Origin of the sequence: Falsirhodobacter sp. alg1 (assembly GCF_000739715.2) — a bacterium.
Classification (GTDB): domain Bacteria; phylum Pseudomonadota; class Alphaproteobacteria; order Rhodobacterales; family Rhodobacteraceae; genus Falsirhodobacter.
In genome coordinates, this window is the sequence record NZ_BBJC02000005.1 from 123,180 (window position 1) to 139,524 (window position 16,345).

Below are 16,345 nucleotides of genomic sequence, written 5' to 3' on the forward strand. Positions count from 1 at the left end.
ATGTAATTGTTTACATCGCCTCGTATGACTACATAATTAGGGCAAAGAGATCGGAAGCCGAATGTCTGTCAGCATCAAGGATATTGCACGGTTGAGTGGCGTTTCGACGGCGACTGTTTCCCGTACCTTGTCCCATCCCGACCGGGTGTCGGAGGATACACGGGCACAGGTCATGACCGTGGTGGCAACGCTAGGGTACAATGTGAACAGCGCGGCGCGATCGCTGCGCCGCCAGCGGTCCGACTCGGTTCTGGCCATCGTGCCCGATCTGGGAAACCCGTTTTTCTCGGCAATTTTGGCGGGGATGGAAGAGGCGCTGCATGCGGCGGGAATCGACCTGCTGATCCGCGATTCGCGTCAGGCCGGAAACAGCGGCGAGGTGATGTTGAACCACCTGCGTCAGGGGCGCGTCGACGGGCTGATCTGTCTGGACGGCGCCCTGCCCGAGGCGACGCGGCGCGCCCTGGCTGCGCCCGATGTTGCGCGGCGCGTGGTGTTTTGCTGCGAATGGCTGTCGGGTGACGACGGGGCGCTGTTCCCTTCGGTCCGCTCGGACAATCAGACCGGGGCGAAACTTGCCATTGATGCGCTGGTGGGCTTGGGGCACCGGAATATTGCATTCCTGGCCGGCCCCCCTAGCAACGTATTGTCCCAAGAACGCCGGATCGGTACCGTGGCAGCCTTGGCTGCGCATGGGTTGGAATTGTCCCAGACTTGCGGGGGCGGGCAGGATTTCGGTCTGCAGGCCGGGTATGAGGCGGCGGATTGGCTGGTCGGGCTGGAACCGCGGCCGACGGCCGTGCTCTGCGTTTCCGATCAGATGGCGATGGGGCTTATCGCAGGGCTGAACGATCTGGGCGTGTCCGTCCCGCAGGATATTTCGGTCATCGGCTTCGATGACATCGTGACCGCAGCGTATTTTCGCCCTGCGCTGACAACGGTTCGGCAGAACCGTGTGGAGATCGGCAGACGTGCTGCGGAGCTGCTGATGATTCAGGTGCGTGAGGGCGCGGAGCCGCCAGAGGTTCCTGTAGTCGTCAGCGTTCCTGTAGAACTTATCATGCGATCAACCATCGGGCCTGCGCCTAAGGTGTAAAGGGCTCGCGGATCTGTTCCGTGTGGCTTCCAAGTACGTGCTGCGATTATGCGCGCAGCCAGCGTTCAACGGACGTGTGCCAAGCGTAGCCACTTTTTTATATAGGGCGCACGCCCGAGCAGGTTCTGTCAGCATTATACGCAGCTGCTTGTCGCTACATCTGGCTTACCAAAGTACGTAGGCCGGTGATGCGATGCTGGATGCGACACTGGTATTCCACATTATTTTTTACGATTGTTCTGATATATCTCAGCGGCATCGCAACGGGTGCGACCTGAGGCTACAGGTATATTAGATCCGATGTCTAAGTGACTTATAATATGGTAGGTCGATGCGATATAATAAGTATATAATTATAGTATAAGCGTGCGACAAAATGGCACAACTGTCGGTATATACTAAGGTTAGTCCAGTACTGTTGTGAGGCGTTCTCTTAAATATTATGCCGATATATCTATAGGATTGTACATCCATAGCCGCTGTGTACTGAAGTTAACTTTCTGTTAATATCTATGTTTTCGAAGCTAAATATATACATAGAAAATTCCGAAGATACATGAATCATAGTTACTTAAGTGAATACAGTAACTTATGAGGTAATATCGGATGAATCACCTAGTAAAACTTCATTCACGAAAACGTAATTGACAATTAACCAAATTATTGAGATCAGGTTAATTGTCAGATTGAACTGGTCGAAGAGGAGGTTGGTGCCTTTCATTCGCACCTGGCGTTTATATAATAATGCCTGTGCTCATTTTGTTGACCCGTACGTTGGGTCTTCTCTGGCTTTATCCAGCACCAGTATTTGAATGCAGGCTTGCAGCATATTGCGGCTTGATGGTCCTTTATTGCAAATTTTAGTACGGGCGGTCCCATATGAGCGTTACTTTCAATACCGAAGATCTGTATATCTATAACGGATCGCTTGCCTCAATTTTGGGGGCTAACCTCCTGGCGGGCTATACCGGCCCTTATGACGGAGCAATCACCGACGATGACGGTGTTTTGGTCCCGGGCGGCAGTTCAATATTGCAATTCAATGGCAGTACAACGCAGCAAACTCTTACCTATGTAGGGTCCGGTACTGCGAATGCATTGGGTAATAGTACGGATGTATCCATCTTCACAACCGGCTCGGGCGCGTCGCAGGTCGTCTACATCTATGCGCCCGATGGGTTTCCTGCTCTCTTCGGTGTGCTCAGCAACTTCACCATCGACCAGACCGAAACACTGGTCTTCCCGCCAGACGGTGTAGTGGACGGCCTTGATACGGCTGACACGATGGTTGTGGGATACGCCGACGCACAGGGCGATACGATCACGACCGGCGCCGATTCTATCCGCGGCAATGGTGGTAACGATTCCATCAACGGCGGCGCTGGCAATGATACAATCTCCGGTGGAACCGGCGATGATACGATCCTTGGTGCAGGTGGTGCGGACCAGCTGTTCGGGGATGACGGTAATGACAGCATCTTTGGCGGGAACGGCAACGATTTTATCATTGGCGGCGCTGGCAATGATACAATTTATGGCGGCGCTAATAATGATCTAATCTACGGCGACAGCCTGTTGGGAACTACGGGTGCCGGTAACGACGTCATCTATGGCGGTGCTGGCAACGACACGATTTATGGCGGCAATGGCAACGATAGCTTCGTACTCGAAGCCGGATATGGCCAGGATTCGATCTCTGGCGACGTCGGCCAGGATACGCTGAACGGTTCGGCCGTGACAGATGCCATGACCGTTACCGTGACCAATGGGGCAGGCACTGTGACAAGCGCCAGCGGTGTTGTCACATTCGATACAATCGAAACGATCTCGACAGGCACCGGCAATGACACGATCAATGCGGCGGCCAGCACCGATAGCATCTTCATTATCGGAAACGGCGGAAACGATCAGATTACCGGCGGTTCGGGCAATGATACCCTGTTCGGCGTTTCGGGTGATGATACGATCAACGGCGGCGCGGGTAACGACTTTATCCTTGGCAATGGTGATCTGGGGTCCGCAATCACGGGCAGCAACGTTCTGAACGGTGGTGCCGGTAATGATACCATTCTGGGCGGGAGCCAATCCGATACGATTACGGGTGGAACCGGGGATGACAGCCTGACCGGGGGCGGTGGAAACGACACATATGTCTACGCTGCAGGTGATGGGCTCGACACGATCACGGATTTCAACAGTGATGATGCCGACACTCTGGCGGATGATGATATCACCAACAATGATTACATCAATCTTGGTGCCTTCTACGATAATATGTCAGAGCTGCAGGAAGACTTTGCGGATGATGGCATTCTGAACCAATCCAATAGCGCCGCTGTCGATTACACCAACAATGCGCAATTCGGTGCAGGCGGCGGTATCGCTTTCGATGGCGCAGTGGCTGGAAGCTTCACCACCGACAGCACGGGCGTTCCCTGCTTTACACGTGGTACATTGATCGAAACGCAATCGGGCCATGTCGCGATCGAGGATCTGAAGGCTGGTGACATGATCCGCACGATGGACCGCGGATATCGTGCGCTATCCTGGGTCGGTAGCCGCAAGCTGGACGTCGTCGATCTGACGCAGCACCCGCGCCTTCTGCCGATCCGTATCGCGGCCGGTGCATTGGGCAATGGTATGCCCACGACCGACCTGCTTGTGTCACCGCAACACCGTGTATTGCTTCGCTCGGCCATTGCGGAGCGGATGTTCGGTCAACGCGAGGTGCTGATCGCGGCCAACAAGCTGCTGACGGTTGATGGTATCGACATCGTTCGTGAAGCGGCCGAGGTGGAATACTTCCACATGCTGTTCGATCAGCATGAGATTGTGTTCTCCAACGGTGCGGCCACCGAAAGCCTGTTTACGGGCCCCGAAGCGATCAAGGCAGTTTCGCCCGAGGCGCGTGAGGAAATCCGGACCCTATTCCCGGAAATCCTTGAGGAAGACTTTGTGGCCGAACCCGTCCGCTACATTCCGGAAAAGGGTCGTTTCATGAAGAAGCTGGCACAACGGCATCAGGACAACGGCAAGGCGCTGTTCGAAATCTGAGGCGCCGGAAATACAGACACAGGAAAGGCCGCCCTCACCCGGGCGGCCTTTTTCATATCCTGTCGATGACTGCTAGAATACGACGCTTATCCGAACAGCAGATTTGGAATGAACAGCGAGATCGCCGGAATATAGGTGATGATGAGCAACACAAGAATATTCACCACCACGAACGGCCAAACGCCATTGATGATGGTCATGACCGGTTTATTGAGCGTAGAAGACGCCACAAAGATATCCAGACCGAAGGGAGGGGTGATCATTCCGATGCTGATATTCAGCGTCACGATCATGCCGAAATGGACCGGATCGATGCCAAGTGCCATCGCAACGGGATAAAGCGATGGAATCAGGATCAGCAGGGCCGAATTCGGATCGATGAACATCCCTGCGATGAGAAAGCAGATGTTCACCACCAGCAGGAATGTGATCGGACCCGCATTGATCTGGGTGATGAATGCAGTGATCTCGTTCGGGATCTGCGCCAGCGTGACAAAGTAGGAAATCAGCCCCCCCATCGCCAGCAGTACGAAAATGACCGAGGTCGAAACCGCGCTCTGCTCGGTGATGCGGAACAGGTCCTTTAGCGAAAGTTCGCGGTAGACGACCATCTCGACAAAGATGGCATAAAGGACGCTGACAGCTGCCGACTCTGTGGGGGTGAACAGCCCGCTATAGATCCCGCCGAGGATGATCAGCGGCATTCCCAATGCCCAGCCCGAATTTTTCACCGCCAGGCAACGATCGGCGAATGTAGGACGATCCTTTGCCAAGAGGCCCTGGCGGCGTGCTTCGATCATGACCATGATTGCAAAGGCCAGGCCCAGCACGATACCAACCGCCAGCCCCCCCGCGAAAAGCCGTGAAATGGATGTACCGGTCATCCAGCCATAGATGATAAATGTAATGGAGGGGGGGATAAGCAGAGCCGTTTCGGCGCTGGACACCAGGAGCCCGAGGCTGAACTTTTCGCTGAACCCGTTCTTGCGCATTTCAGGATAGACCATTCCGCCGATTGCCGCGACAGTTGCAGGTGCAGAACCGGAAACCGCACCAAAGGCCATCGACCCGCCGATGACCGTATGCCCCATGCCCCCGCGCGTATGACCAACAAGCGATTTGACCAGTTCGGTCAACATGCGGGCAATGCGTCCGGAACTCATGAGATGGGCGGCAAAGATGAAAAAGGGAATTGCCAGAAGCGTCGTATGATCGACACCGCCGAACATCTTCTGCACGACCGCAACATCCGGCAGCCTGTTGAAGAATGTTGCCTTGACCGCCAGTGCCGGAATGCCCAGCACCAGCAACATCTCAAATCCCAAGGCAAGCAACGCCACGGCAAGAAGAACAATGGCGATAATCATTCCGCAGCCTCTGGCATATGCGTATCGGTTTTTTCAAACCGGTTGAATGTGCCCAGAAAGCTTAGTGCAAATCGGAGCGCCAGAAGCGCGAAGCCGATCACGGGCGCCAGATAGACATAGCCCATCAGGATATCGAGGGTGGGGCTGCGTTGTCCCGTGCGCAGAACGAATTGCACAAGCTGGATGCCCAGCCAAACGAGATAGAGGCAGAATATACACCCGGTAAGGTCGATGGTCTTGCGCAGGATCCGTGTCGTTCGCGCGCCGAACCTGTGATGCAGGACATCGATACAGATATGTCGCCCCCGTTCCAGTGCGAGGCCTAGGCCCAGAAACACCAGAAACACGTTCATCAGCCGTACGGCTTCCTCGATCCATGCAAAATTGCTGGCAAAGGTTCCGCCGATTTCCCGCGCGACCACCCCTAGCGAAAATAGAAACACCATCGACAGGAAGATACCGACAAGCAGCCCCCTCTCGAAACGTCGGAGGTAGGTGAGATAGGTCATGGCAGCTCCGGATGATCGGCAGTTTGGGGCGATGTATGTAACGGCATTGCCGGCGCCCGGCCCGCAATGCCGTTATTGGCGGCTTATTCGGCTGTTTCTGCTTCGTACAATGCGATCATTGCCGCGCCTTCGTCGCCTGCGGTTTTTTCATAGGCGGCACGGGCCAGCGGGTACATGGCATTGCGCATTGCATCACGTTCCTCCTGCGATGCTACGCGGACCTCGATCGGGCTTTTCTCGATCTCTTCCAGCGCCGTGGCAATCGCAGCCTGCTTATGTGCCGTCAGATCCGGCACCTCGTCCTCGAAGGCCTTTGTGATAATGTCCTGATATTCCTGTGGCAGTGAATCCCACCACATCGGATTGAACAGGACAACATCCTCCATCGCGCCGTGTTCGGAAATGACCAGATATTTCTGCACCTCGTTGAACTTCATGCGCTGGATCGTATCCAGCGGGTTTTCCTGCCCGTCGACGACGCCGGTTTGTAGCGATGTATAAAGCTCGCCGAAGGAAAGCGCGATTGCCGAGGCGCCAAGGGCGTTGAACTGCTCGATCAGGATCTTGCTGTCCATCACCCGGAATTTCTGATCGGCAAAGGCTGCCAGATCCGGCAAGGGCTTGTTCGAGGTGAAATCCTTGAAACCATTGGGCCAAAAAGCCACGCCGACCACACCACGCTGATCAAAAGATGCAAGAAGGGCCCGCCCGAACGGTCCCTCGCGGAGGGCCTCGGCTTTTGCAGGATCCGACGGCATCAGATAGGGAATATCCAGAATCGATACCACCGGGTTGAAGCCACCCAGAAATGCCGCGGGCGATACCGTTGCCTCAAGGGTGCCTAGCTGCACACCCTCGGTCATCTGGCGCTGGTCACCCAGTTGACCCTGCGGAAAGATCTGGAATTCCACCTCGCCACCAGTCTGCTCCTTGACCGCCGCCGCAACCTTTTCCAAGGCGATATGCCGGCTTTGCTGCGCTGATTCCAGATGTCCGATCCGGGCCACGAACTCTTGCGCCAGGGCGGGCTGTGCGATTGCAAAGCTGCCCGCTGCAATGGCGGAATAGACGATGCGGCCAATTGAGGTTCCGGTGCGAGACATGATGCCCTCCTGAGCGGGTTTCCGATTTTCAAAGTGCTTGCAAAATTTGGCAGACAGAACCCTAAATCGGCACATAAATCCAGTCTCAGAATTGAGAATACTGCATTGATCGTCTTGTTCTTGCGAAATAATGCGGGCACGCATAACGTTTGTGCATCCAGCCAAGTTTGAAGCAGAATGACATCACAACAGGAAGCCATCTCACATGTTGGCGAACGGCTGCGGGCCTTTCGCATGGGCCAAGGGCTGACGCCAGATGATGTCGCATCAAGAACCGGAATTTCGCGGGCCGCGATCTACCGGTATGAGGCAGGCCAGCCGATCCGCGTTGATGTTCTGGGCAAGATCGCAGATCTTCTCGGCGTCTCCCTGACATCACTGTTGGGTGTCGGTTCCGAATTCATATCCTCATCTTTGACATTCTTTGAGCGGATGCTGCAACTGGAGGCGAGTTCGGATCAGATCAGCGTTCTGTTCGGGCCCGTATCCTATCTGCTGACAACTGACAGCTACGATAGCTGTTTGCGCAAGGCGCTGTTTGAAAGTGTCCCCGACACGGCACCCAACAGGCATAGCCTGAAGACGCATATCGATCAGATCATGGAAGTTCTGGCGGCACGCAAGGCGTCATATCGCAGGCGCCGTCCGGGGCTTATCAGCCTTGTTTCGGTTGCAGAGCTGGACCAGTTCCTCGGTGCCGGGTTCGTTGGCAAACAAGGGATCACGGGGCCGGAGCTACGGCAGCGAAAGGCCGCCGCGCGGACAGAGGTAGAGAGCATTCTACGCCTTTTGGTTGATCAGCCGATGGGCGTCCAGATCGGACTGGTCGAGGACTCTCTGCCCGGCACGAGTTTCCAGATATTCCGCAATAGCGGTGCGGCGCAGGTTGCCGTCAGTCCGTTCCGCCTCGGGTTGTATGCCAATATCCGGATCGGGGTGGCCACGATTACCTCGGCACAGGAATCCGTTCAGCTTCATCAGGATGTCACCGCACAGCTCTGGCGCAATAGCCGCAAGGGCGAGGATGCGATCCAGCGCCTGCGGCAGATATTGCGACATGAATGAGCATTCAGCGTATCACATGTAGGTCAGCTTGGTCTGGTCCGCAGCTATATTCCATGCACCGGTTTCGCCCTCCAGAAGCGGGGAGTGGAAAATGCCTTCCACCGGATGATCCGACAACGGTGCGTGCCAGCGGGCGGTCTGCAGCATTGCAGCGCCCAGAACGACAGGTTTCGCACCGGCAAGTTCAAGCACCCGAAGCCCCGCCAGCAAAGAGCTGCCAGTGGAAATTGCGTCATCAATCAGGGCCACGCGCCGCCCTTGCAGCAGCGGAAGCAGGCGCGGATCCAGATACAGCCGGCGGGTTGAATCCGCAGTCGTGATGGATGACAGCGGGACAGACAGTGCTTCATCGTACCAGAATTTACGCGAAGTCCCCATCGGAATGTAGCGCGGGTGGCCCAAACGCTCTGCCACTGCGCGCGCCAGTGACAGGCCAAGTGTCGGCAATCCGACAATGACATCGGGCGCATATCCTTCAAGCCGCCCTGCAAGAACATCTGCCAAGTGCGCCTCTACTGCCAAGGAAGCCTGATTCAATATCAGCGAGGCGATAGCATTGCGTGTGCCAACCAAGGGCCGGATCGGCAGCAGCAATGCTTGTCCGTCAGGCAGGCTTGCGGGATAGGCGTCACGCCAAGGGCCAGCTGGCGCAGTATCGGCGGGAATAAAGGCCTGCCAAAATTCATGATGGTTCATTCTTTGCTACCTTCCGACCCTAGATGCGTCTATGATGATGAAATGACAAAGATAACTGACCTTGACGCCCTTGTCGCGTTCCGCCGAGACCTTCATCGCCACCCCGAGCTTGGGTTCGAGGAACATCGTACCAGTGCTGCCATTGCCGAACGTCTTCGTGCGCTTGGTCTGGAGGTGACGACGGGGATAGCAAGCACGGGAATTGTCGCTACCTTGCGTGCGAAGGATGATGATAAGGGCCGTAGCGTAGGTTTGCGGGCAGATATCGACGCGCTTGCCATGCCCGAGGCATCCGGCAAACCATGGGCTTCGGAAACTGCAGGTCGGATGCACGCCTGCGGCCACGATGGCCATACCACGATGCTGCTGGGTGCGGCTCAGATACTCGCTGCCGATCCGCCGCCTTCGGGCACGGTCCACTTTATTTTTCAACCGGCCGAAGAAGGGCGCGGCGGAGCCAGAAGAATGGTGGAGGAGGGGCTGTTCACGCGTTTTCCCTGCGATCATGTATTCGGTCTGCACAATATGCCCGGAATGGCCTGTGATGCGATGGCGGTGGTTCCGGGGCCACAGCTTGCCTCTTCGGACAGCTGGCGCGTGACGTTTCGTGGAATCGGTTCGCACGGGGCAAAGCCGCACCAGGGACGCGACGCCCTGACCGCCAGCGCACAATTCGTGGCGGCCCTCCAGACCATTCCGGGGCGTGTGGTCGATCCGCTGCAGCCCGCGATTGTCAGCGCCTGTGCAATGTCGGCGGGTGACATGAATGCCCTCAACGTGATTCCGGCACAGGTTGAGATCGGCGGGACGGCCCGCGCCTTTTCGCCTGATGTCCGCGATCAGCTGGAGACCGAGATCGGCCGACTTGCCAACGGTATCGCCAGCGCGATGGCGGTGGAGGTGGATTATCAATTCATCCGCCGTATTCCGCCGGTCATAAACAATGCGACCGCCACTGCTATCGCCCTCGAGGCCGCGCGCTCCGTCAGCGCCCATGTTGATACCGCCTTTGCTCCTTCGACGGCCGGAGATGATTTTGCCATTTTCGGGCAGCAGGTTCCGGGTGCCTATGTCTGGCTCGGCAATGGTCCGGCAGTGGCTGGTGCGTTGCATCACAATCCCGGCTATGATTTCAACGATGATGCAATACCCACTGGCATCGCCTTTTGGGTAGAGGTCGCGCGCCGCGCGCTGGCCCGGGATTAAGCCGGGCCAAGAACGGGCGTTGCTAGCAGCCGCCCGTTCATCGGGTCGGCAATGCCCAGATCGGTCTGGTGCGGGCCTGCATTGCAGGCCAATGTGGCCCCGACTAATGCCTTGAATACCAGATACGGAGGCTGCCACGGCACCACGGCATTCATGGCCGTTTTCAGGGCAGTGAAGCCTTCGGCAACCTGCTGCAGCGGGGCATCGGACACCAGTCCGCCGATGGGCAGCGGCAAAAGCGCGGTGACCACACCGTTCTGCACACAGACCATTCCGCCGCCGCAATCGATCAACGCTGCTGCCGCCACTGCAATATCCTGCGCCGAACCTCCGAACAGGGTCAGGTTATGGCTGTCATGGCTGACGGTGGTTCCGAACGCCCCGGCCCATTTACCCCAGCCTGTCAGAAACCCGGTTCGTGGCGTCATATCGGCACGGCCGTGGCGGTGTATTACCGAGATCAAGGTGGTGCCTTCGGGCGGATGCACGCGCCCATCCACGACATCGGCCGCTGCTTCACCCCACCGGGTAAAACGCGGCTGGTCGATGGTGGCAATCCGCACGCGCGTCCCCTCGGCTTTGGGCAAGATGTCGGATGCTGCCGGTTTAGGGCATTTCATTGTCTGGTTCATGAACTGCGGCGTGGTCCGATGCGGCGCGGTCGTATCAATGCTCCGTCCATTCAGCAGGACAATACGGACCCGAACTGCCTCCAGATCGTCAAGGATAACGATATCAGCGCGGCGGCCGGCAGCGATCATCCCCAGATCAGTCCGGTTCAATCGTGTTGCGGCGTTGAAGGTGGCCGCCTTTAAGGCGCGCATGGGGGACAGGCCGTAGCGGATCATCCGGCGCATCATATCATCAAGGCCACCTGATGCCTGCAGATCGTCGGGAAAGACATCATCGGTGCAAAAGGTGATATTCGGTGGCAATTGCGGCAATGCCTGAAGGTAGGCAGCAAAATCCGGCAGCAGATGGTCGTGCGATCCACGGATTTCCACCGTCAGCCCCGCCTCGATCCGTGCCTTCAGATCCTCTACGGACGTAAGCTCGTGGTCGGAGGTTATGCCTGCGGCGGCATAGGCCTGCAGCATCGGTCCCTGAAGGCTGCGGGCATGGCCGCACACCAGCTTTTCCGAAAGCAACCCCGCCTGAACGATACCGCGCATCCGAGAGGTGCGCGCGATGACCGAAGACATATCCATGACCTCGGCCAGACCGGCCGCAGCGGGGCGCGCCAACAGCATGGCAATGGCATCGGCATCGAAATCCGCGCCGGCGGTTTCATACCCCGGGACCGAGGGAACACAGGACGGCACCAGAGGCAGCAGCCGCATGGCAGAGGCTTCTGCCTCCTGCATCGCATAATCGACGCCGGCAATGCCCGCGACATTGGCAAATTCATGCGGATCCCACAGGGCGGTGGTGACACCTCGGGGCAGCATTGCCGCGGCATAGGCGGCGGGTGTCACCATGGAGCTTTCGACATGCATATGCGTATCGATGAAGCCCGGTGCCAGCACACATCCGGTGGCATCGATACGCGCGATCGCATCGCGAGGCGCAGGCGCATGAACAGAGGCAATCAGCGCCCCTACAAGGCCCACATCGGCGCGGCGCATGCTGTGGGTCAGGGGGCAGGCAACCAAAGCACCCTCGATCAGCAGATCGAACGGTGCGTCCCCCCGTGCCGCAGCCACTGCCCGATCCCGCAGGTCAGCGTCGTTCAAATCAACGTCTATCATCATCAATCCTTCGGTCAGACCAGCGAAGAGATAAACCAATCCCGCACGGCTTCGGCGTCCAGATCGGGAATGATGGCAGCGGTGGGATCCGGCGTATCTGGCACAACACGGGTGCGGCCGCGAACTGTACCGTCCAGATCAACCGCCAATGTGGCAGGCACAAGCCGGAACATATGCGGGGCCGCAACCACCGCAGCCGCCACCGGATCATAAAGCGCCATTGATCCACGTCCGCGGGATAATCCGATATCGAGATAGCCACCCAGAAGATCGGCAATCAGCGTCGCACGCGGGTGGTCCGACCCTGCAACACGCGTCACATCGGGCTCGGTAATCTGCACCTTTCGGCAGGCTTCAAGATCGACCATGCGGATCCTGACCCCACGCTCCAGCAGGACGGCCAATGCCAACGGGTCCGCAAGCGCGTTGAATTCGGCATGGGCGGTATGATTGCCGGGGCCGAGGCTGCCGCCCATCCACGTTATCTGCGGCAATGATACATCCGGATGCGCCAACGCCAATGCAGCCAGGTTGCTCAGTGGCCCAAGCGCCAGTATCTCTTGTCCCCCCTGCCGCACCCAGGCGGCCATCGCATCTGTGGCGCAGTTTGGCTCGCCGCTACCAACGGGCAGCGTCTGCCCCCGGGTCGGCAGTCCACGCGGGCCAAGGATGCGTTCGGCGGTTTCCATCGCGCCAAGGATCGGCCGTGCCGCCCCTCGGGTAACGGGGAACTCCCATCCAAGTGCTTCTGCCGCGCCATAGGCATTCTCAATCGCCCGGGGCAGGGGGGCACACCCGAAGCTGAGCGATAGACCGGCAATGTTGCGATGGACTCGCAGCGCCTCTATTGCCAGAAGATCATCGACTCCCATATCGGTGTCGATCCACACGGCATCGGTCACTCTGTACACCCTACGGTTACAGCGCGGTCCCGTGGCAGATCAAAGCTGATGACGGAAGCGACCGAATGGGTCGGCTCTGTGGCCGGAACCTCGGCGGTAATCTGGCCGAACTGGGTATCCAGAACGTATTCGCGCCGTTCACCGGCAAAGCTGACGCCGCGGACAGTCCCCTTATGCGGGCCTGACCCCAGAACCACTGCCGATGGGCGCCAGGCCAATGCGGTCCCGTCCGGTTGTGGCAAGATGGTTTCAAAACCGACGAAATCGGCGACAAAGCTTGTGGCCGGCCGGTTATAGATCTCCTCGGCGGAGCCCTGCTGCTCGATCCGGCCGCCGCGCATGACGATGATGCGGTCGGCCAAGGCCAGCGCCTCGGCCTGATCATGGGTCACGAATACCATCGTTACGCCGGTTTCGCGCTGAATCCGCTGCAACTCCATCCGCATCTCAAGGCGTAGGCGGGCGTCGAGGTTCGAAAGCGGCTCATCCAGCAGCAACACCTTCGGCTCCATCACCAGGCTGCGGGCCAGTGCCACGCGCTGCTGTTGTCCGCCCGAAAGTTCGGCCGGCATCCGACCGGCAAAATCCGACAGTCCGACCGTCCCAAGACCCGATTTCACCTTTGCATCAATGTCGGTCGCTTTTTTCAGCCGAAGGCCAAAGGCCACATTCTCATAGACGCTCAGGTGCGGAAACAGAGCGTAGGATTGAAAGACCAGTCCCACTTCGCGTCGGGCCGGAGAAACGCGGGTGACATCGCGCCCGTCGATCGTGATGCTGCCCGAAGTCGGTGTCAGCAGTCCGGCTATTGCCCGCATTGTCGTGGTCTTGCCGCAACCGGATGGACCAAGCAGGCAGATCAGCTCTCCCTTGGTGATGTTCAGGTCCAAGGACGGCACCGCCACGGTGTTGCCATAGGAAATGGTCAGGCCCCGCAGGGAAACGTAATCAGACATAGCGCGATAATCCCAGAAACTTTTCGGCGGCGAAAATGACGGTGATCGACAGAAGGGCCAGCAGGGCTGCCAGTGCCGCGACAGAGGGATCGTAATTCATTTCCATATATCCGATCATGTCGATCGGCAGTGTTGTAATACCCGGGCCGGATAGGAACAGGGCCACGGGCACCTCGTTGAACGATGTCACGAACCCCAGAATGAAGGCGGCGAGGATGCCGCCGCGAATGTTCGGCAGGACGACGCGCGTAAACGCACCCATGCGCGAACATCCAAGCAGGGTCGCGGCCTCTTCGATATCGACACGCAGATTGTCCATCGAGGCAGAGACGACCCGTACCGCATAGGGCAGTACAAGTGCGGTATGCGCCAGAAAAAGTGCCCCCAGCAGCCCTATGCCTGTGGGAATTACCATGTAACGAAGCAGCGCGAGGCCCACGATAATGCCGGGCACAATGATAGGGGCAGATACCAGCAACCTTACGGTAGCTGCACCGCGAATATCATAACGCGCCATCGCATAGGAGGCCGGTACACCCAGCACCAGCGCAGCCAGAGGAGAGCCGAGGCCGAGCAGGATCGAAATGGCAAAGGAGGTCCGGAAGGAGTCGATGGCAAAAACTTTGGCAAACCATTGCAGTGATAGGCCCTCGGGCGGAAACGACATCACGTTTCCAGCGGAAAGGGCCGCCCCGATGATGATCACGAACGGACCGATCAGAAACGTCAATGTCAGTCCGATGATGGTCCAAGCGGCAAAGCGGTTCATTTCATCGCCCTCTTTTTCACAGTGGCCAGACGGCGCAGACCAAGGTTTGCCGCAAAGCATACAAGGATCAGGATCATGGCGATCACGCTGGCCGATGCAAAATCACGCCCCACGGTCACGCGCTGATAAAGCAGCGTTTCCAGCATCAGCACCTTGGAGCCACCCAGAATTGCAGGGGTGATATAGGCTGTCAGCGAGCCGGTGAACACAAGTGTTCCGCCGATTACCAGGCCTTCGCGTGTCAGTGGCACGATGACGCGGGTGAAAACCTGTATCCAGTTTGCCCCGAGCATGCGCGCCGCCGGCACCGCATCTGTCGGCATATTTTCCATTGCGGACAGCAGGCTGACGATCATCAGTGGCATGAACAATTGCAACAGGCCGATGAAAACCGCCGTTTCGGTGAAAAGAAAACGGACCGGCTCGATCCCGAACAGGCCAAGCGCATCGTTCACGATGCCTGTACGCCCCAGAATGACAAGCCACGCATAGGTTCGTGCCACCGGCGAGATCATCAGCGGAAGGATGATCAGCCCGAAAACCTTGCTTCGGGATGCGGAAGGCAACGTTACGATGGCGTAGGCGACGATATAGCCGAGTATTGCCGACACACAAGTGACGAGTGCGCCCAGTTTCAACGTGCGCCAGAAGACGGCACGGTAGCGGGGGTCGGCAAAGAAATCGACATAGGGTCCCAGCGAGAAACCGCCCTCGGGCCCTGTGAACCCTTCTGACAGCAGGATCGCCACCGGCACCAGAAAAAGGGCCGCGGCGAATATCGCCGCGGGCAGTGTGAGCGACAGACCGATGGCGCGGTTGCCGAAAAGACCGTTACTTGACGACAAGATTGTTCCACTTCTCGATCCAGGCATCACGGTTGGCGATCATCGCCTCGGGCGGCAGAAGATGCAGCGAATTCACGGTTTCGGCGCCATAGGTCAGATTGTCCGCAATCTCGTCCGACACGGTCACTTCGGAGTTTGCGGGGCTATCTACCAGTGCTTCGGCCAGTGCCGTCTGCACCGGGGTTGAAAGCCAGAAATCCATGAACTTCGTGGCCAGTTCCTCATTTCCGTTGTTGGCGGTCATGACCATGACGTTCATCCCGCCGGTCTGCCCCTCCTTGGGGGTGGCCCATGCGATAGGCAGGCCGCTTTCCTTGAATTGCGCCCAGGAGAACCGGCCAACCGGCGCTGCCCAGATCTCTTCCTGCTGCATCAGTTGCGCCAATTGTGACGAGCGGACGTAGAACGTCACCATGTCATCGGCATGTTCGCCAAGCTCGGTCATAGGGACATCAAGTGAGGTATCGTCACTTCCAAGGGCCTTGCCCAGCATGTAGAGCGACGGCGGACCCTGATTTGTGGTCACATCGGGAAAGGCGACATTGCCGGCGAGTTCGGGCGACAGCAGATCTGCCCAGCTTGTCACATCGACCTTATCCGTGCGGTATACGATCGACGTGGCGTAGAACGTGTAACCGACCGCCATATGGTTCCCTAGCGGATCCTTGGCGATGTCATACAGCTTGTCGTAGTTTTCCAGTTTGCTGACGTCGATCGGCTGGAGCAGCCCGTCGTTAGCCGCGCCAAGCGCATCATGCGTGGCAAGCACGGCCATGTCGATCACGGGCGATTCCCTGTTCGCCTCTATCTTGGCCAGACGTTCCACCGAATTGCCGGTCTCGACCACGATCTTGCAGCCGGTCATATCCTCGAACGGTTGATATACGATCCTGTCGAAATCATCCTGTGCAAAGGCATAGACCGAAATCGTCAGGCTGCAATCGTCGGCCTGCGCCGCCATGGGGGCAAGAGCCAGGGCCGAGACGCTGGCAAGGGCGATACGTTTGATCATTCTGAAATCTCCAGCTG

14 protein-coding genes are annotated in these 16,345 nt (G+C 57.9%); 4 read left to right on the plus strand and 10 right to left on the minus strand.

Translation table 11 applies throughout. The annotated features are described in order from the left end of the window. Positions 1-61 precede the first annotated feature (61 nt). Positions 62-1,096, plus strand: a complete 1,035-nt coding sequence (locus TR36_RS10820; RefSeq protein ID WP_045392647.1) for a LacI family DNA-binding transcriptional regulator — start codon at positions 62-64, stop codon at positions 1,094-1,096. A gap of 879 nt (positions 1,097-1,975) precedes the next feature. Then, the gene (locus TR36_RS15510) at positions 1,976-4,150 is read left to right on the plus strand and encodes a Hint domain-containing protein (protein ID WP_052362656.1); all 2,175 of its coding nucleotides are present in this window, start codon (positions 1,976-1,978) and stop codon (positions 4,148-4,150) included. Positions 4,151-4,236: 86 nt separating this feature from the next. Here TR36_RS15510 and TR36_RS10830 read toward each other — a convergent pair whose 3' ends face one another. From TR36_RS10830 to TR36_RS10840, 3 genes are all read right to left on the minus strand, one after another. After that, entirely contained in the window at positions 4,237-5,517 is a 1,281-nt protein-coding gene (locus TR36_RS10830) for a TRAP transporter large permease (protein ID WP_045392644.1), read from the minus strand. Further along, positions 5,514-6,026 (minus strand): TRAP transporter small permease, encoded by a 513-nt coding sequence (locus tag TR36_RS10835; RefSeq protein WP_045392641.1) that lies wholly within the window; start codon positions 6,024-6,026, stop codon positions 5,514-5,516. The genes TR36_RS10830 and TR36_RS10835 overlap by 4 nt, the downstream gene beginning before the upstream one ends. An 83-nt stretch (positions 6,027-6,109) precedes the next feature. Next, positions 6,110-7,129: a TRAP transporter substrate-binding protein gene (locus TR36_RS10840; RefSeq protein ID WP_045392638.1), complete on the minus strand. Its 1,020-nt coding sequence runs from the start codon at positions 7,127-7,129 to the stop codon at positions 6,110-6,112. Between the two features lie 177 nt (positions 7,130-7,306). On the opposite strand from TR36_RS10840, the gene TR36_RS10845 reads away from it, so the two are divergent. Further along, the gene (locus TR36_RS10845; RefSeq protein ID WP_045392635.1) at positions 7,307-8,194 is read left to right on the plus strand and encodes a helix-turn-helix domain-containing protein; all 888 of its coding nucleotides are present in this window, start codon (positions 7,307-7,309) and stop codon (positions 8,192-8,194) included. A gap of 12 nt (positions 8,195-8,206) precedes the next feature. Here TR36_RS10845 and TR36_RS10850 read toward each other — a convergent pair whose 3' ends face one another. Then, complete coding sequence (locus tag TR36_RS10850; RefSeq protein WP_045392633.1) at positions 8,207-8,890, minus strand: phosphoribosyltransferase; 684 nt, start codon at positions 8,888-8,890, stop codon at positions 8,207-8,209. 42 nt (positions 8,891-8,932) lie between these two features. On the opposite strand from TR36_RS10850, the gene TR36_RS10855 reads away from it, so the two are divergent. Beyond that, on the plus strand, positions 8,933-10,096 hold the full coding sequence (locus tag TR36_RS10855) for a M20 aminoacylase family protein (RefSeq protein WP_045392630.1): 1,164 nt from the start codon (positions 8,933-8,935) through the stop codon (positions 10,094-10,096). Here TR36_RS10855 and TR36_RS10860 read toward each other — a convergent pair. The 6 genes from TR36_RS10860 to TR36_RS10885 are packed head-to-tail and all read right to left on the minus strand — an operon-like array spanning position 10,093 to position 16,328. After that, a complete protein-coding gene (locus TR36_RS10860; protein WP_082714930.1) occupies positions 10,093-11,844 on the minus strand; it encodes an adenine deaminase in 1,752 nt (583 codons plus the stop codon). The genes TR36_RS10855 and TR36_RS10860 overlap by 4 nt on opposite strands. Positions 11,845-11,858: 14 nt before the next feature. Beyond that, a complete protein-coding gene (locus TR36_RS10865; protein ID WP_052362655.1) occupies positions 11,859-12,746 on the minus strand; it encodes a nucleoside hydrolase in 888 nt (295 codons plus the stop codon). After that, positions 12,743-13,702, minus strand: coding sequence for an ABC transporter ATP-binding protein (locus tag TR36_RS10870; RefSeq protein ID WP_045392624.1), 960 nt, complete (start codon positions 13,700-13,702; stop codon positions 12,743-12,745). The genes TR36_RS10865 and TR36_RS10870 overlap by 4 nt, the downstream gene beginning before the upstream one ends. Next, the gene (locus tag TR36_RS10875; protein WP_062763217.1) at positions 13,695-14,471 is read right to left on the minus strand and encodes an ABC transporter permease; all 777 of its coding nucleotides are present in this window, start codon (positions 14,469-14,471) and stop codon (positions 13,695-13,697) included. Before TR36_RS10875 ends, TR36_RS10870 begins: the two co-directional genes overlap by 8 nt. Next, positions 14,468-15,316 carry an ABC transporter permease gene (locus TR36_RS10880; RefSeq protein WP_237763564.1) on the minus strand — a complete coding sequence of 283 codons (849 nt, stop codon included), beginning with the start codon at positions 15,314-15,316 and terminating at the stop codon, positions 14,468-14,470. The genes TR36_RS10875 and TR36_RS10880 overlap by 4 nt, the downstream gene beginning before the upstream one ends. After that, a complete protein-coding gene (locus TR36_RS10885; protein ID WP_202814409.1) occupies positions 15,303-16,328 on the minus strand; it encodes an ABC transporter substrate-binding protein in 1,026 nt (341 codons plus the stop codon). The genes TR36_RS10880 and TR36_RS10885 overlap by 14 nt, the downstream gene beginning before the upstream one ends. Positions 16,329-16,345 lie beyond the last annotated feature (17 nt).